Source organism: Pseudovibrio flavus, assembly GCF_009711345.1.
GTDB lineage: Bacteria > Pseudomonadota > Alphaproteobacteria > Rhizobiales > Stappiaceae > Pseudovibrio > Pseudovibrio flavus.
The window spans coordinates 57,682-75,194 of the sequence record NZ_SMMA01000054.1; the positions used below are offsets into that span (position 1 = coordinate 57,682).

Below are 17,513 nucleotides of genomic sequence, written 5' to 3' on the forward strand. Positions count from 1 at the left end.
TGTGCGCTTGGCGTCATATCAGTATATTAACCTATACAATCGATTGATTAGAAAAATTAAGCTAAATTGATCTACGAGAGCGGCTCTCCCGCTCTGATAGACGTTAGTTATTCAATGAGTAAAAACGCGGGTACTTCGCAAAGAGTAGCCAAAAGTCCAATCGCGATTCGTAACGGAAGGTTCATTTCAAGCTTTAGGTTGATGCGGGTGGGTCGTCGCTAATCGCGTCCCTCATTCGTCTAATCCATTCAAAAGGTCATTGCCTTTCTATCTATAGAGATATATCACAGCGGAAATTTCTATCGAGATGCTTGTGGGGCAGCAGGCACTCTCGATGTTTCAGGAGGGCATTACTGTGACGAACAATCACTTGATCGGTGGGCAATGGATTGCCGCACAAACTTTGGCTATCGGCGAGGCTGTAGACCAAGCAGCGCAGTCTGCTGAGGCTGCATTCGATAGTTTTGCAAATACACCGGCAGCTCAACGGGCGTCCTTTCTTCGTGCTGTTGCGGAGGAAATTGATGCTCGCGGCGATCTGATTACAGAAGCGGGGGTGCGTGAAACAGCGCTGCCTGAGGCGCGGCTCGTCGGCGAGCGTGGCCGTACGACTGGGCAACTGCGCATGTTTGCCGATCATATTGAAGATGGCACCTATCTTGACCGCCGTTATGATGAAGCCCTGCCAGACCGCCAGCCGATGGCTCGCCCTTCCTTACGTCTGATGCAGCGTCCTATAGGCCCAGTCGCTGTCTTTGGGGCTTCTAACTTCCCTCTTGCGTTTTCTACAGCTGGTGGTGACACAGCTTCTGCTTGGGCAGCTGGTTGCCCTGTTGTTGTGAAGGCTCATCCTGCCCATCCTGAAACCGGCGTCATCGTTGCTAAGGCCATCCAAGCAGCAATAGAGCGCTGCGGTCTACATTCTGGCGTGTTCTCTTTTGTTCAGGGAGACGGAGTTGAGCCAGGCCAACTCCTAGTGCAGCACCCACTTATCAAGGCCGTCGGCTTTACAGGTTCACTTGGTGGTGGTCGCGCCCTTTTCGACCTATGTGCATCGCGCCCAGAACCTATCCCGTTCTTCGGTGAGCTGGGCTCCGTCAATCCTGTCTTCGTATCTGACACTACACTCAAGGCCAGAGGCAATGAGTTGGCAGAGCAGTGGTGCCAGTCTCTAACAATGGGTGTTGGCCAGTTCTGCACCAATCCGGGCATTGTCGTTCTGCAAGCAGGAGAAGAGGCAGAGGCATTTATAGAGGTCGCAACGAAGGCCCTTTCAAACAGCCCTTCGCAGACAATGCTTACTGATGGTATTGCAGCCGCCTATCACAAAGGCAGTTCAGAACTCTCTTCTGCTGAAGGCACCCAGACCTTGCTAGAAGCAGCAGGAGAAGGCCGCACGGTCACCCCAGCGCTGCTTAGAACAAGCGCGCAAAACTGGCTTTCATCCAAAGCGCTGGGAGAGGAAGTGTTTGGTCCATTGGGTTTGGTCGTAGTGGCTGAGGGGAGCGACGAAGTGCTTGCAATTGCCCGCGCCCTAGAAGGGCAGCTTACTTGCACATTGCAGATCGAGCAGAGCGATAAAGACTTTGCCAAATCGCTACTGCCTATTTTGGAGCGCAAAGCTGGCCGTATTCTAGTCAACGGCTTCCCGACCGGTGTTGAGGTTGCTGATGCGATGGTGCATGGCGGCCCATACCCTGCCTCCACCAATTTCGGAGCAACCTCTGTTGGTTCCATGGCAATTCGGCGGTTCCTGCGCCCCGTTTGCTATCAGAATGTAGATGAGGAGCTGATGCCAGAAGGCTGGCTGAGCTGATTCATCAAACTTGATGATCGGGAGGGCTCGCTCTCCCGATTTTCGCGCGGCACTCATCCATCAAATGTGATGGGTCTTGGCAATTATCTGTCTACAACTCGCGTGAAAACTTCACTCAAAAAATCAGCATTTTTGGGGCTGCACTTTAGAAGCATTTAATGCGCTGCGAAAAGCCGTTGAATATCAATGCTTCTAAATGTGATCGAGCGGCGCGAAGTCGCTTATTCTGTCAAATACATACCTGTAAAATTTGCCTGCATAATTTCGTTGGTCGGAGCCTGCCAACGGCTTCCTGCAATAGTGCCCGGACACGCCAACTTGTAACCATAGCCATAGCGAAATTGAACAGCGGTTGCTGTTCCAATGTTAAAGCAGGTGGGCGACATGTCTGAGTTAATAAAAGTGTTTATCGGGTACGATCCAGATGAGGTAATGCCCTATCACGTCCTTAGCCAAAGCATCATAGAAAACAGCTCCCTGCCTGTATCCATTGTTCCGGTAGCGTTGAAGAATTTAGGCAAGCTCTACTACCGCGATCGCAATGAGCTGCAATCGACAGAGTTCTCGTTCAGCCGGTTCCTTGCTCCCTATCTTTCCAACTATGAAGGTTGGGGCATTTTCATGGACTGTGACATGTTCGTGCGTCAGGATCTGGCAGAGCTTTGGGCCCTTCGCGACGATAAATACGCGGTTATGTGCTGCAAGCACGATTACCAGCCCAAGGAAGACGCCAAGTTTTTGGGGCGCGTGCAAACCAAGTACGAAAAGAAGAACTGGTCCAGTGTCATGCTGTTCAACAACAGCAAATGCCGCGCACTGACTCCAGATTATGTTTCAACCCGAACCGGCTTGGAGCTTCATCAGTTCAAGTGGTTGGAAGGTGATCATCTAATCGGTTCCATTCCATTGAAATGGAACCACTTGGTTGGCGTGTACGACTATGACCCTGCTGCGGCTCTTGTGCACTTTACCGAGGGTGGGCCGTACTTCGAAACCTACAAGGACTGCGATTATTCTGAGGAATGGGAGCGGTACAAAGCCCGCACCTTACACGTCGCAAAAGACACAGTTGCCCAACCGAGTAAGGAGGCTGCCAATGGCGTTAAAGAGCTGGTTTCCTCCTGAGCTCCATTCCAGCTATGTGGTAACGACAACGTTTCATCGGTCCGGCTATGAGCTCTACGGGAGCAAATGCATAGAGTCATTTCTGCGGTTCTGGCCGGACGATGTGAAGATGGTCGTCTATGCCGAAGACGTGGAGGTGAAGGAGCAGGACGACCGCCTGATCGTTCTGGACCAGCGCCCCACGCTGGCAGCTCTTCAGTCTTTCAAAGAGGCTTACGCAGGTGAGCCTAAGGCTAACGGCACCTGCCGTGCAGCTAGCGGTGAACCCTATAACTTTCGATGGGATGCGGTTCGCTTTTCCAACAAGGTCTTTGCTATCACCCACGCTATCAAAGCATGGCATGGTAGGGCAGACCACCTCATCTGGCTGGATGCGGATACGGTAACGCGTAAGCCAGTAACGGCCGAATTGTTAGAGAAAGTATCGCCAGCCCAAAACGAGCTTGCTGCCTACCTCAACCGGCGCAGCTATCCAGAGTGTGGTTGGGTTGGATATAACCTTAAGCATCCTCACATCTTGCGCTTCGCGGAAACGTTTGAGGACAGCTACACAAGTGGTGCTTTCATGAACATGAAAGAAAACCACGACAGCTACGTCTTCTGGCAGATTGCTTTAGAGATGGAGAACGCCGACGGCATTCCGTTCAAAAAGTTGGGCTCCGACCGCGCTCGCGGCCATATCTTCCTCAACAGCGAGTTGGGAAAGTACCTCGATCATTTGAAAGGGCCGAGAAAAAACACAGGTCGTAGCTTCGTGAATGACGTACGCCCATGGCGTCTTGATCGCATCTGGCAACTTCTTAGAGCACGGTGAGCGGATGGAGAACCCAAAGCACGTCGTTCATGGTCTGGTGCCAATTTGCTCAATGCCTTCTGATCAAGGGTTCTGGCAGGTTTTAGTGACCTGTAGCTCACGGGAGTTTCTAGAGTTTGGAGAGCGGTTTCTGGCAGGGGCAGAATTGCGTTCGCCGGGGCTGCGTATTGTTGTTTGTTTAAGTGACCATAACGATAAGGCGCTCAAGCTTCTCTACGAGATTGGAGATAAGCTGAAAGCTACTTCCGTCCTGTATTTACGCCATGGTTATCCATCGGATATCGGACAATCTGGTCTCGCGCTTTCATCTGCCGCTTGGTTGCTCCAGATTACCCGACTAGCGGTTTTTTCGCTGCCAGTTAACGCCCAGATCCAAAAGGCGCTTCATCTCCTACCGGTTTCAATGGAAGGGCAGCCATTTGTTCTTAAAGCGCTGATAAGTAAAAAGGGAAAGGGTGAAACACTCATCATATGGGCAAGGGCAAGTGCCCGAAACTCACGCCGCATATTGCGGATGCAGACCCTCTTATCCATCAGAGACAGCGCAGTGTCAGAAGGAGGGGCTTGGGAACCGAATTTGCCAAATCGGGGTTCGTTTCCCGCAGAACTCTTTGGCAGTGGCCCTGATAAGGAGCCAGCAGTTGAGCTAGAGATCGCTCTTGATTTCGATCGTCGCAGGACAGTTTCTGCAACCGAACAGTTAGCCAAAGAGCCGGACACTTATGTTCTTTTTCCCCGTCAGGACCTTGGAACCAAAGCGCCGCTACAAGACAATTCCTACGAAATGCGGGTGCGTAGGCTGTCTAAAGCTGGCCGGCAGCATTGGTTCAACATGGCCCGCGTATTGTATCAGCAGGCCATTAACGACGGACTGAACCCCAGAATTTTACCCATTAGCCAGTGGGAAATTTCCGCAAAGCTTCTTGCTTCCTTGGGAAACGCCAAACGAATTTACGTGTCCCACATGCTACGGGAGCAGCTCAATCACCCTGCAGCGGTCTTTTACATGCAAGAAATGCTGCCTTCTGTATTTACAGTTGGGAAGAACGGCTGGGGATCAAAGGGGGACGGCTACGGAAGTACCCAGTTCCTAAATGAACCCGCCGAGGAGCGCTTGGAGCAATTTAAAACCGAGTTCTCTGCGGGGCGCATAACCAAAGCACCGCAAAATGGAGGGGCTAGCGGTCAGCCTATGGAGTGCGATGTGTTGGCTCCCCTACAGGTGCCAGAAGATGAAGCGCTGACCTTTCACGGCATTTGCACACTGGATACCTATGTCGAAACGCTGGCTGAGTATGCTGTGAGGACAGGCAAGACAGTCTGTTTTCGCAAGCATCCGTTAGATCGGACCGCCTACTTTGATCAGGTGAAGGCGCGTTATTCCAAAGACAGGAATATCCGCTTTTCGAAAAAGGGGCACATACATGATGCTATAAGGGGCGCAAAGTCGGTTGCGGTTATCAATAGCGGCGTCGGTTTTGAGGCCATGTTGCTTGGTAAACCAGTGGTTTGTTTTGGCCGCGCTATCTACGAGGCCGCGGGTTATTTGGTGTCAGATGACGGGTTTGACAGTGCCATGGATCGGGCGCTGGCCGAACCAATGGAACAACGCATAGAACGCTACGACCGGTTTTTATCTTGGTTCCTCTACAAGGTCGCATGGAAGCTGGATGAGACAGTATTAAACTTCAATTCCGATAGGCTTGCAGAACCTCAATTTAAGATAAATCCGTGTCTTGACAGTTCTTTGCAGCCTGCTGGCAATTCCAATGTTGCCTCGCGGAGCTTCCTTTCCAGAGCGAAGCGAAAAGCGTCCAAAAAAGTCATTGGAACGGTGGAGCAGCGCATCTGGAAGCCGGTGCTGGAGGCGAGAAAAGCCTTTTGGTTGCCCCGCCTTGCAGCAAAACGAAAACCCTACATGAAGCCGTTTGACCCCGCTTCGCTTGAGGGGAAGCGAGTCGCCTTGGTAGGAAATGCAGCATCTCTTTTGACAACGCGTTTTGGGGAAGAGATCGATAGCCACGATATCGTTATCAGGATGAACCTCGGCTACCCCTTCTTGGCTAATCCTCGGCTGCGATCTCTGCTCATACCGGAAGCCTATATTGAGGGCTTTTTTACCGATCGTCGCTCGAGAGATTATGAGCAAATGGCAGTGCTACGTGCGGATGCCCCTTCTGAGGTGCTTAGGCACTGCACGAACATTGGTGCATTAGGCCGACGAACCGATATCTGGTCCTGTTCGACTGCAGATCAAAACCGTCAGCTTTTCTTCGCCCCTCTGTTCAATTGCACAACGGTCGCTTGTCATCCCTCCCACAATCACTTGTCTATGGAATTGGTAAAATCGAGGCAGGTGGAGGAGCTTTCAGATAGCACCTATCACAATCTTCGTAGCGGTTTGGGGATTGAGCCGTCCTCTGGCTTAATATGGATCGACTATCTACGCACGACTGGTCTTCAAACCCTATCGATCTATGGGTTCGATTTCTTCTCAACGGCTCATGCAGTCCGCAAAACTGTCAATCAGTTGGAGGCTCGCGGCGTCTGGCCCCATGCGCCTGATGTGGAGCAAGCATATGTGACACAGACGCTGTTACCCGCAGACGAACGCATCAGATTGGTAAACTCGAATACACCGCGCGAAGCAGAGAGTGGCGCGCCAGCTCACCAGCCTGAGAACGCCTGACCCATGGGGTTGTGACTGCGAACTGAGGCTATGCTGGTTTTCAGGAAAAACAGAAGGAACCCAAATGATGCTCTGCATTGTTTGGGTTGTTGGGCTGGTCAAGCGGCGTTGGAAACCGGCGGGTGCAAGTGGTGAACTCGCAGATGTCACGCCGTAGCCAAGTCAGTTCCATTGTTTGCGGCATGGCGATGCCACCAAGTACTCGCAGAGGGGAATTGTTGTTGCCATGAACGTGCACGACTTGGTGGGTCGCATGTAGATTTCTTAGCGCTTGTCGTGCCTTTCGGCTCCAGAAGGGCTTATGCAGTTTGTTGAGGTCGTGAACTTCCATCAGGATTTGGCGAAAACGCTGCAGATCGGCGGTGTCCATTTCTGCGAACACATCCCATTCATGCCCTTCAATATCCATTTTCAGCGTCATTTCGCGGCAGGTTTCATGACCGTTTTCGCGAAATTCAGCGGGCAGGGAAGTGAGTTCATCCGCCGCCAACACAGGGCTGGTAATGCCTAGTTTTTTGAAATGAAAGTTGGGGTGTTTTTCTGGAAGCTTTGAGATCGTGTGGTCGTATTGGAAGATCTGAAATCCGCGATTGGCCATCGCTTTATCCCAAGACACATCACGGTTGATGCCTAGGGAATAAGCAACGGCATCACCTGCTGCGATCTCTGCCATGATATAACCGCCATCATATTCCTGCCCCACCCGTTCAAAAGATAGTCCTACGGGGTCTTTCGGCTCGATCAGCTTGAGGAGTTCCTTCGCCTGCCGTTGAACAGCAACATCCATCTCTGGCGCTTTGGCGGGCTTTAGTCGCTCCTCCAGTCTTTCAACGCGTTTCTCAAGACGGTTATATTCGTGGGGTTTTAGGGACTTATCTCGCTTGAAGGCTCGCAAACCAAGGCCGAAGTGATCTGTTTTCATATGCCGCTACTAAGCCTCCAAGGCCCTGAATTGCTATCTCAAATTCAGTTCTAGGAAACGGGCGGCTAGGGCTCAATCCGAAGAGATCTCTGGTCAATTTTGGTTAGGCTGGAAAGGTGGGCTTTAGATACAGGCTGGTTCGTCCAAATAGAGCGGGAACAGCGCCCTCATAACATCAAGACTACTTACGGTGCCAATGAGAACGCGGCCGTCCATTACGGGGTAGCTTAGCGGGTGATCGGCAGGAACGCGCCGAAGCCGTTCATAGGGGTAGCAGTCGGTGGCAGCACTGTCGTTTTCCAACCGCTTGCGCTCTTCACTCATGTTTTCGGCAAGCGAAAACACGTCATCACGCGGAGAAACGGTTTTCACGTCCTTGCGCATTAACTGCTGTATTTTTTGATGATTCGAAGGTTGGAAGTCGGCGCTGTAGAGATTGACGATGGCGTCTTGAATGGAAAAGTACCCCACAAGATCGCGCATGTGATTGAGAACTGGTGCGCCAGAAAGGTCCCGCTCGAGTAGTCGGTCAAGGGCGTCCCTGACCGACATATCTTCACTCAAAATGAGCGGATCACAGTCCATTATTGCCTCAACGGCAATCGCTCTTCGCGGCATGAGCTGGTTCGCTTGTCTTTTCTTCGGTTTTCTTGGAAGCGTTTTCGTAGATCCACCAGTTGGCAAGGCCAACGAGACCAGCGCCGCCAACAATGTTGCCAAGGGTAACCGGAATAAGGTTTGCGAAGATGAAGTTGCCAATGGTCAGGTCAGCAAACTGGGCAGGATCAGCGCCAACTGCAGACCAGAACTCTGGACCAGCGAGAGACTGAATGGTGATGCCCAGTGGAACCATGAACATGTTTGCAACGCTGTGCTCAAAGCCGGTGCTCACAAACATCGCAACAGGCATCATAACCATGAATGCTTTGGTCATTGCGTTTGTGGAGCTGAAGGTCATCCAGGTTGCCAAGCAAACCATAAGGTTACAAAGCACGCCAAGAGAAAATGCCTGCAGCGGGGTGTGGTGCAGCTTGTGCTGCGCAATTTTCATTGCGTTAAGGCCCCACTCGCCATTGTGCAGCATGTGCACGCCGCCAGCATAAACCAGAGCAACAAGAGCCAGCGCGCCAACAAGGTTGCCCAAATAGACCTTGCCCCAGCCCTGCAGCATCTTGCTTACGGAAACCTGACGATTAGCCCAAGCAATAGCGGTCAGAACGGTACTGGTGAACAGCTCAGCGCCGCACAGCACTACGAGCATCAGGCCCATAGAGAACATGAAACCACCCAGTACGCGGCTTACGCCCCAGCCAATCTGGCTGCTACCGGTTGTGGTGGTGATGTAAAAAATAAACGCAAGACCAATGAAGGCACCGCCCATAACGGCAAGGCTCAAGGTCATGGTTGAAGATTTTTTGCATTTGTACAGGGCGTACTTGGCAGCCTGCGCCATCATTTCTGGCGGGGTAAGGTACTGCTTTTCGTATGTGGTCGGCTCTGCTGCCATGGTGGTGGCGCTCCCCCTAAAATCTCGGTCGCACATGGATCGCAGCCACAGGGATGGTGCGAGGAAACGCTTACGTTTATGCCCCAGTGACGTCGATAATTCATTGTTCTTGATGGCGCGGAATTTGGCTTAGAAATAGCCTTAAGTAAAATTGATTGTTTTGGATATCTATATCAAACGAAATGATGGATCGTGATAAAAGGGGGTATCAACTTCTCTATGTTAAGTAAAGTTGATATTCATATAGTGATGATATAATTTATTCTTATAACGATAAGCTGAGAATATACGGTTAATTGCTGTAATGCAATTATGCTAAGTATAGAAACGTAGGTTACTTGTGCGCTATTCCCTCAAACAGTTAGCGGTTTTCGATGCTATCGCGTCAACCGGCTCTGTAAGTCAGGCAGCAGATAAGTTGGCGATGACACAGTCTGCGGCCAGTATGGCCCTATCACAGCTGGAAAAGATGTTAGGTCGTCCGCTGTTTGAAAGACAGGGGAAGCGGCTTGTGCTCACCCACTGGGGCAATTGGCTTCGACCACGCGCAAAACACTTGCTATTCGACGCGCGCGAGATCGAGTTAGGCTTTTACGATCAACATGTTATAAGTGGTGAGCTTTCTCTGGGTGCAAGCCAAACGGCGGCAGAGCATCTCATTCCCGATCTTATCAGCAACATTGATGGAGAGTTTCCGGAGCTTCGTATCAACCTTGAAGTTCGCAACACCTCAAAGGTGATAGAAGGGGTGCGGGACTACGAGTACGAGCTGGGAATTATTGAGGGGCGCTGCGATGATAGCCGCCTTCACCAAGAAGTTTGGTGCCGTGATCATCTGGTGATTTTCGTCTCCAAGCACCACCCGTTTGCTACTCTGGAGAAGGTTAGCCTGTCTCAACTCGAACAGGCAAAATGGGTTTTGAGAGAGCCGGGGTCAGGAACTCGCAGGATTTTTGATAGTGCTATCCATGGGTTTATCGATGATCTTGATGTATGGCGCGAATATGAGCATGTGCCGGTTTTGCGCACACTTGTTGCAAATGGCCGCTACGTAAGTTGCCTGCCGTTTCTTGATGTGGAGAAATATATCGAGCGCGGGGAGTTCGTTGCTCTGAATGTTCCTGAGATCAAAATTGAAAGAACATTGTCTTTCGTTTGGCGGGCAAATTCGGTCGATAATCCTCTAAGAGATTGTTTAATAAGGGAAGCTAAGAGGCTGGTTAAGCTGCAGCACCGTCAGCTTCAAGTCGGGTTGCCTAATAATATTTGATAGTGATTATCAATAAAATTGATATGCGCTCTTAATGTTCGAACTGCTGATTTAACCCTCTGAATCTAATTGGAAAATGTCGAAATTGTCCGCCATTTTTCTGGCTGGGTAAAACGCGTATAGGGTGTAGGCGGTCATTCTATTTCTCTGCGAAAAAAGACCTATCCTACAGTACGGGTACGACGCTTTTTGCCAGACAATAAACTCCGCAGAAAATGGTCTGCAGATCCAAGAACGCCGAAGGTATGGACCCTGAAAGATAGCTCAGCGACCCGTTTGTGTCCGGCATCTTTGAAGCGCTTGCGAGCAGGCAGGCTGCGCTCACCAGAAATTCTGTCGATACTGGAGGCGAGGATGTTCGCGGTAGCCAGCGGCGGAAGGATACCGTAGGTCTGGATATCATGTTCCCAAGGTCTGCGAAGGTCCTCATCAATGGGGCGTTTGCGCAAAGCACGGTACTCCAAAAACTTCTGAGCGCCTTTCTTGCTAACGAGATAAGCGCCTGCATTATTGGGTACACGCCAGTATTGAACGACCTCGCCAATATTGGGGAGGTTTGCGACGGGCGTATATGTAGACTTGGAAGGGTTGCTTAAGCGGATTATCTCCCAGTTTTCGGGAAGTCCTTCGACGCTTCTAACAAATTCGGGAAGGAGCGGGCTCAGAGCCAAATCGTCCTCCATAACGAGGACCATGTCCTCATCTTCGCTTTTCAAGAGATCGGCCATAACAGCAAGATGGGAAGCATAGCAGCCAATCTCCGCTTCAGTCATCGCGCTATCAATGTCGCCGCGTTCATTCAAAAAGTACCGCTGTAGATCCTGAGGAATGGCCTTGCCGCGAAAAGCGTGTTGAACTTCGTATGGTAGGCCTAGGGTTTGCAGCTCTTGATGCATGTGAGCAAGGCGATCTTTGTCTTCTTTCAAATTGATAACGACAATCTTCATTGGAACTCCTTGCTACAGGCGAAGCCATTGGGGCGGGCAGATGTCGTCCATCTGCTTGCTTTCGGCTGACCCAGCTGCAAACCATTGCTTCGGGGCGTAAACCAACTTTTGATTGGAAGGATTGAGCCACGCGCCCCACCAACTAAACGAGCTGTTAGCGACAATGTGGTGCTGGCAGTGGGCCATCATGTATAGGTCGTGAAGTCGGTGGCCTGTGTTGCAAAGCATGCGATTAGGCCAATCTGCAGTGATAGACGCTGCGGCTTCAGGGTCATCGCTAAAAACCAGAAAGTGACAAGCACCCAAACGAGCTTCGATGTCTGCTCGTGCCTGCTCGTAATAAGGTTTTTCCAACAGACCGTGAATTGCCAGTGTTTCCGGCCGCAAGGCATAGTCACCGCGCCGGATATGGACAGAAACGGTGTTTGGGACGTCGAGTGCCGCGAGGAAATTAGGGGCGATATTGGAGCGGAAGTGAGCAAGATCGAACTCGGCTCGTATCTCCTCGGCAAACGGCTGGAAGAAGTATTCTGACTGGAAGTACCCGTTGAGATACGTTCCTTGCTTAACGCCGTAAATTTGCTCGTCAAAGTCTAATCGTTGATAGTCCAACCGAGCGCCAGTCCAAAATGAAGCGCGCTTCTTTTTTCCTCCCGAAAGCTTGCGCCATGCCTTTTGCAGCATTGGCTCCTTGAATTCCGGAAGGCTCCAAACGCGTCCGGTAATTGGAAACGCATCTAGCCCAAATACTGCGTGTTTGAGCTTTCGGTTGGTTTCAACGTGCAATAGGAGTTGGACGCCTAGTCGCCGCGCCTGCGTAAACCCAGCGGCATATTGGAACATCTGATTGCCTAAGCCGCCGAAAATTCGTGAGCAGATGTAACTATCGAAAGCGACAGGGGTAACGCTGGCCACAGGGCGAAAGGGCTGATCGTACAATTGCTGGGCGTTGTTCATTAGCCGCGCTCCAATATGGGCAGCGCAAAGCGCCAACAGAAGGCCCTGAGCCTCCGCGTGCTTGGAAGTAACTGCTGTAGCAATGGTTTGGAGTAGGATATGCGGGTGTGTTTGCTGGGGCTGATTGCTAATTTTTGGTCCGCGAGAGACGCGACCAGAGCACTACACTGAGCGAAAATATTGTAGCGGAACAGAAGTCTCTGTTTGTTTTCTGTCATTGCAGTCAATGCATCGGGCAGACTGGCGACATTTTGATCTAGGCAGCGCTCAATAACGTCAGCAGAATGCTGCGGTGCGCTTGTATCGATGGATAGAAACCCGCGACCATCGAAGTAGCGGTTCGCTAGCTGGCCGCCATTATAAAGCGGAAAGGCACCGGCAAGGATGGCGTCCGCTAGTTTTTCCGACCAGTAATGCGGGTGCCTACTGTTCTCCAACGCCAAGTGATAGCGGGACGAGAGCAAGATCGGCGTTTTTTCTGGAAGAGGCCTAAACCCTCTACCAAAAATCTGAAGCCGCTCTCCCAACCGCTTCTTAAGTACCTCTAGAAAGCGCAGACGTCTGACCTGCTCTTTGCTGATGCATTTCGTTGAGCATATGGCGGAAATTTCCAGCGGTCTCTCATCAGGGTTTGGTGGCGTGGCTAGCATCTCCTCCCAACCGGCAGAGGAACTTGGAGGCGAGGCAGGATCGAAAGAAAGGCCGTAGAACCAAGGAAGCGCAGGCTGAACCGGAATGACTTTGGAACCGCGCAAAGACTTACATGGAAACGGTGAGCAAACCACACCGAACTGGCCCATAAACTGCCTCGAGGATTGCTGTATTTCAGGCGGCTCTGTGAGAAAAAGAATACGCCGCTCTTTTGGAATGCGCGTGTTCAGCTGCCCGTCTGGGCGGTCATAAACCACCAGCCAATCCGCAGGCGTACTCTCCTCAGCAAATATAAAGCGCGTATCGCCCCACACACCGTCACCGGCAGGGGTTTGCCTAAAAAGCCAAGGCCCCAGATGGGGCGAGGAAAGCTGTATGATAGTCAAAAACATATGCCCGCTTAGATAGAGCGAGCATCATGGCGCAGAGACAGCAGTGGTAAAATTCCAAGATACTACCACTGGATTTTTTCCGGCAAATATTACGGGATTTTTTTAGCAGTAATCCTTGCGATAAGACTGGTGCTAATCAGGGGATTAATAACTGATCGGGGGCGCCTTGCCATTTTCATTTGCAGGTAAACGGGTGTTTGTTGCTGGCCATAAGGGCATGGTCGGAGCCGCTTTGTGCCGAGCTCTTCAAAAAGAAGAGTGCGAAGTGCTCGTTGCGGACCGCCGTGAGCTGAACCTGACGGATCAGGCGCAGGTCAAGCATTGGATGAAGATGCATAGACCAGACGCTGTTCTGGTTGCCGCAGCGAAGGTGGGCGGCATCCATGCCAATAGAAGCTTTCCTGCTGAGTTTCTCTATGAAAACTTGATGATCGAGGCCAATTTGGTCCATGCGGCTTACGAGAGCGGTGTAGAGAAGTTGTTGATGCTCGGTTCCAGCTGTATCTATCCTAAGCTTGCCGACCAACCAATGAGCGAGAATGCGTTGTTGAGCGGTCCGCTAGAGGAAACCAATAAATGGTACGCCATCGCGAAGATCGCGGGCATTAAGCTCTGTGATGCCTTTAGGCAGCAGTACGGCTGCGATTTCATCTCGGCCATGCCAACCAACCTTTATGGTTCCCGTGATAACTTCCATCCTCAAAACTCTCATGTGCCCGCCGCGCTTCTGGCTCGTTTTCACGACGCCAAAACCAATCAAACACCTGAAGTCGTTGTGTGGGGTTCAGGCAGCCCGCTTCGCGAGTTTATGTATGTCGATGACCTTGCCAGCGCCTGTGTATTTTTGATGAAGCATTACAGCAGTGCGGGACCTGTGAACGTGGCGAGCGGTCAGGAAATCAGTATCGCCGACTTTGCTCGGCTCGTAGCCCAAACGGTTGGTTATGAGGGCAACATCGTCTTTGATACTAGCATGCCCGATGGCACACCGCGAAAGCTGCTTGATGGCAGCAAGCTTACCGCAATGGGGTGGACTGCTCCAACCAGCCTAAAGGCCGGATTGAACTCCTATTACCAGTGGTTTCTTGAAAATATTGAAGGGTTACGCCAATGACCAAAACAGCTTTGATCACCGGCATAACCGGTCAGGATGGCGCTTATCTGGCAGAGCTTCTGCTTTCCAAGGGCTATATGGTTCACGGGGTTAAGCGTCGCTCCTCTTCGTTTAACACACAGCGTGTTGATCATCTCTATACTGATCCCCACGATGGAGAGCCGCGGTTCCGCTTACATTATGGTGACGTGACCGATGCAACAAATCTGATCCGCCTTGTTCAGGAAACGCAGCCAGACGAAATCTATAACCTTGCAGCTCAAAGCCACGTACAAGTGAGCTTTGACACGCCTGAATACACCGCAAACTCTGATGCCATGGGTACGCTCCGCCTGCTGGAAGCTATTCGTATTCTTGGTATGGGTGACAAGGTTCGTTTCTATCAGGCATCGACTTCCGAGCTTTACGGCAAGGTACAGGAGATACCGCAGTCGGAAACGACACCGTTTTATCCGCGCAGCCCGTATGCTGCTGCCAAACTTTACTCTTTCTGGATCACGGTGAATTATCGGGAGGCATATGGCCTTCACGCCTCCAACGGCATTCTGTTCAATCATGAAAGTCCACTTCGTGGCGAAACATTCGTAACCCGTAAGATTACCCGCGCTGTCGCCGCGATCCATCACAATAAGCAGCAGTGCCTTTATCTGGGCAATCTGGATGCCAAGCGTGACTGGGGCCATGCTCGCGATTACGTGGAAGGTATGTGGCGCATACTTCAGCAGGATATTGCGGAGGACTATGTACTTGCGACGGGCGAGGCGCACTCTGTACGCGAATTCGTTGAAGCAGCCTTTTCCAAGATAGATATGGAAATTGACTGGCACGGAACAGGCGTGGAAGAAAAAGGCTTGGACCGGAAAACAGGTCGTGTCTTGGTACAGGTCGATCCGCGCTACTTCCGCCCGACAGAGGTTGAGTTCCTTTTAGGGGACCCTGCAAAAGCGAGGCAGAAGCTAGGCTGGCAGCATAAAACTACCTTTAAAGAGCTGGTCTGGGAGATGATGGAGGCTGACCTCTCAGAGCTTGGCGAAAGTGCAAAAGCTGTTCATGAATTCGCCTAGAATGCGAGTTTAATGTACGTTTTTCGACACACCTTGAGGGGGTTGACTGGTCCTTCAGCCTTCTCTAACCAAGGGCCTCAGACTCTTATTTGCAAAGAATAGCTTATGTGCGCTCACCAACTGACTCTGGAAAATCAGCGAGACACCCTGACTTCATGGCTTTTTGAAAAAGCCTTGCCGCTCTGGAGTGAGACTGGTCTGGACAGAGTACAGGGCGGCTGTTTTGAAACAATCGGCCTTGATGGCAATGGCACAGCAGCTGCGCGCAGAGGGCGGCTGCACCCACGGCAGATCTATGTTTTCCAAGAAGCTGGACGCATGGGCTGGAACGGCTCTTGGGAGCGCGCTGCTATTCACTGCTATGACTACATGGTGAGCCACTACGCCACTGAGCAAGGGTACATTGCCAATCTCGCCTCCGCAGATGGCGAGCAGATAGACAGCTCCTTCATTCTTTACAATCAGGCTTTTGCTTTGCTGGCGCTTGCTTCACTTGCAGCAACTGCGGAAGGCGAGCGGAAGCTGACATACATCGAACAAGGCCGTGCTTTGCTAGAGCTGCTATTGCGACACTACAAGCATCCTACGGCAGGATTTGAGGAAGCGCAGCCTACTAAAGATACCTTGTGCTCTAACCCGCACATGCACCTGTTCGAAGCGATGCAGGCTTGGATGCCGGTAGACCATGCTGGAAAGTGGCAAGCGGTTGCACAGGAAATCGCTGACTTGGCGTTGGATCACATGTTTGATTATGAAACGGGCATTGGCGAGTTCTTTGACCGCAACTGGAACCCTAAGGATGGGGCTGCTGGAGAGCGGTTGGAGCCGGGGCACCAGTATGAATGGGCTTGGCTCCTTGCACACTGGTATCGCAAAACTGGACAGGTCAAGGCTCTTGAAGCTGCAAGAGAGCTCTACAAGATTGCCGAGCTTCATGGTCTGGATGAAAAAAGTGGTCTGGTGTTTATGGCGATGGACCGCTCTTACAATGTGGTGGAAGCAACCTGCCGCCTTTGGGGGCAGACAGAGCGCCTGAAAACCGCACTTGTACTTGGCAGCCTTGCGGAAAGTGACGTCGAAAAAGGTGAGTACGACAATGCTGCGATAGCTGCCAGTGTTGGGCTGCAGAAGTACTTTGAGGGCGTGCCCGTGGGGCTTTGGAAAGACAAGTACGAGCCTGATGGCTCCTTTGTTGAGGAAGCTGCACCTGCAAGCTCGCTCTACCATATCGTTGCTGCGATTAGCGAATTCCGGCAGCTTGTGCCAATTGAGGCCAAGTAGAGCAAGAGTTCAGCCTTTGATGGAAGGGCGTTCGCGCTTTCCAGCTTTTATCAGCAATTCGTATTCATAGAGCTTTGCAAGGCGCAGGTGCCGCGAAAAGGCGTAGTTGCGGGCATTGATAAGTCCCCACCATCCATACAGAAACCCACGTCTCAGAAAATAGCTTTTGAAGAATGAGAGACCGTATTCATAACTAAGACGAAGAGGATGGATATGCCGCCCTCTTTGCATGAGATCCCGAACCTGCATATCCGAGTATCGGTTCATTTTTTCGACAACCCAGTGAATGGACCGTTGGGAGTAGTGGGACACCTTCCCCTTTAGGCTCCCGATCTTCGCTTCCTTCAATGGCCGAACTGTATCGTGTACGGGCGACTCTGAAAAACGCCCCTTCGTCCGGTCATAGAGCCGATACTGCCAATACCCATAGGCCCAACGCTTGGGGCTTTCCTCATGGGGGAAGACATCGGCAATATGCACCCTGTAAACATCCAACTCGGGCAACGGATTGAAATGGAAGCGTATCTCTTCTGCTAACTCGGGTGTTAAAACTTCATCGGCATCAAGGTTTAGCAGCCACGTGTTTGTGCAGCAGTCCTCTGCGAAACGCTTTTGCCTGCCATAACCTGCCCATGGGTTATGGAAGACCTTTGCGCCTTTCGCTTCGGCAATTTCTACGGTGCGATCCTTGGAACCAGAATCCACCACAATCACCTCATCCACCCAATCAATCACGCTGTCTATGGTACGGCCAATGCGGTCTTCTTCATCAAGAGAGATGATGAAAACAGACAGCGGAGTTTTGGCATGTACGGAGGACATCGGATTACTGCGCAGCCTTCTTAGGTGTAAAGGGTGTATCCGTAAGATGCAGTAGGCATAAACCGAGGCTCTGTAATGCTTGCTGCATAGGTAGTGAGCATAGCGACATGCGGTTTCCTTACCAATCTGCCAAATGACAATA

15 protein-coding genes are annotated in these 17,513 nt (G+C 51.4%); 8 read left to right on the forward strand and 7 right to left on the reverse strand.

From position 1 onward, the window contains the following. The first annotated feature begins 334 nt into the window (after window positions 1–334). From E1162_RS04410 to E1162_RS04425, 4 genes are all read left to right on the forward strand, one after another. A complete protein-coding gene (locus tag E1162_RS04410; protein WP_257098659.1) occupies window positions 335–1,816 on the forward strand; it encodes an aldehyde dehydrogenase (NADP(+)) in 1,482 nt (493 codons plus the stop codon). A 384-nt stretch (window positions 1,817–2,200) separates the two neighbouring features. Next, complete coding sequence (locus E1162_RS04415; RefSeq protein WP_257098660.1) at window positions 2,201–2,941, forward strand: glycosyltransferase family protein; 741 nt, start codon at window positions 2,201–2,203, stop codon at window positions 2,939–2,941. Continuing rightward, on the forward strand, window positions 2,913–3,755 hold the full coding sequence (locus E1162_RS04420; RefSeq protein ID WP_155127404.1) for a hypothetical protein: 843 nt from the start codon (window positions 2,913–2,915) through the stop codon (window positions 3,753–3,755). The genes E1162_RS04415 and E1162_RS04420 overlap by 29 nt, the downstream gene beginning before the upstream one ends. Further along, window positions 3,700–6,444, forward strand: coding sequence for a glycosyltransferase family 29 protein (locus E1162_RS04425; RefSeq protein WP_155127407.1), 2,745 nt, complete (start codon window positions 3,700–3,702; stop codon window positions 6,442–6,444). The genes E1162_RS04420 and E1162_RS04425 overlap by 56 nt, the downstream gene beginning before the upstream one ends. Window positions 6,445–6,484: 40 nt before the next feature. Here E1162_RS04425 and E1162_RS04430 read toward each other — a convergent pair whose 3' ends face one another. From E1162_RS04430 to focA, 3 genes are all read right to left on the reverse strand, one after another. Continuing rightward, window positions 6,485–7,366: an FkbM family methyltransferase gene (locus tag E1162_RS04430; protein WP_155127410.1), complete on the reverse strand. Its 882-nt coding sequence runs from the start codon at window positions 7,364–7,366 to the stop codon at window positions 6,485–6,487. A 123-nt stretch (window positions 7,367–7,489) separates the two neighbouring features. Continuing rightward, window positions 7,490–7,951 carry a CBS domain-containing protein gene (locus E1162_RS19475; RefSeq protein ID WP_257098661.1) on the reverse strand — a complete coding sequence of 154 codons (462 nt, stop codon included), beginning with the start codon at window positions 7,949–7,951 and terminating at the stop codon, window positions 7,490–7,492. Between the two features lie 7 nt (window positions 7,952–7,958). Beyond that, window positions 7,959–8,873 (reverse strand): formate transporter FocA, encoded by a 915-nt coding sequence (gene focA, locus E1162_RS04435; protein WP_257098662.1) that lies wholly within the window; start codon window positions 8,871–8,873, stop codon window positions 7,959–7,961. Window positions 8,874–9,213: 340 nt separating this feature from the next. Between focA and E1162_RS04440 the strand changes: the two genes are divergently transcribed. Next, entirely contained in the window at window positions 9,214–10,143 is a 930-nt protein-coding gene (locus E1162_RS04440; RefSeq protein ID WP_371311810.1) for a LysR substrate-binding domain-containing protein, read from the forward strand. Window positions 10,144–10,304: 161 nt separating this feature from the next. Here E1162_RS04440 and E1162_RS04445 read toward each other — a convergent pair whose 3' ends face one another. Genes E1162_RS04445 through E1162_RS04455 form a run of 3 tightly spaced genes read right to left on the reverse strand, consistent with a single transcriptional unit; the run spans window position 10,305 to window position 13,090 of the window. After that, window positions 10,305–11,090: a glycosyltransferase family 25 protein gene (locus tag E1162_RS04445; protein ID WP_155127413.1), complete on the reverse strand. Its 786-nt coding sequence runs from the start codon at window positions 11,088–11,090 to the stop codon at window positions 10,305–10,307. A gap of 12 nt (window positions 11,091–11,102) precedes the next feature. Continuing rightward, window positions 11,103–12,047, reverse strand: a complete 945-nt coding sequence (locus E1162_RS04450) for an alpha-1,2-fucosyltransferase (RefSeq protein WP_155127416.1) — start codon at window positions 12,045–12,047, stop codon at window positions 11,103–11,105. Beyond that, on the reverse strand, window positions 12,047–13,090 hold the full coding sequence (locus E1162_RS04455; RefSeq protein WP_155127419.1) for a glycosyltransferase family 10 domain-containing protein: 1,044 nt from the start codon (window positions 13,088–13,090) through the stop codon (window positions 12,047–12,049). Before E1162_RS04455 ends, E1162_RS04450 begins: the two co-directional genes overlap by 1 nt. A 166-nt stretch (window positions 13,091–13,256) precedes the next feature. Here E1162_RS04455 and fcl point away from each other — a divergent pair, with 166 nt between their 5' ends. The 3 genes from fcl (at window position 13,257) to E1162_RS04470 (ending at window position 16,549) form a co-directional block, all read left to right on the forward strand. Continuing rightward, window positions 13,257–14,204, forward strand: coding sequence for a GDP-L-fucose synthase (gene fcl, locus E1162_RS04460; RefSeq protein WP_257098663.1), 948 nt, complete (start codon window positions 13,257–13,259; stop codon window positions 14,202–14,204). Continuing rightward, entirely contained in the window at window positions 14,201–15,268 is a 1,068-nt protein-coding gene (gmd, locus tag E1162_RS04465; protein ID WP_155127422.1) for a GDP-mannose 4,6-dehydratase, read from the forward strand. The genes fcl and gmd overlap by 4 nt, the downstream gene beginning before the upstream one ends. Window positions 15,269–15,373: 105 nt before the next feature. Beyond that, window positions 15,374–16,549 carry an AGE family epimerase/isomerase gene (locus E1162_RS04470; RefSeq protein ID WP_155127425.1) on the forward strand — a complete coding sequence of 392 codons (1,176 nt, stop codon included), beginning with the start codon at window positions 15,374–15,376 and terminating at the stop codon, window positions 16,547–16,549. 9 nt (window positions 16,550–16,558) lie between these two features. Here E1162_RS04470 and E1162_RS04475 read toward each other — a convergent pair whose 3' ends face one another. Continuing rightward, complete coding sequence (locus tag E1162_RS04475; RefSeq protein WP_155127428.1) at window positions 16,559–17,371, reverse strand: glycosyltransferase family 2 protein; 813 nt, start codon at window positions 17,369–17,371, stop codon at window positions 16,559–16,561. Window positions 17,372–17,513 lie beyond the last annotated feature (142 nt).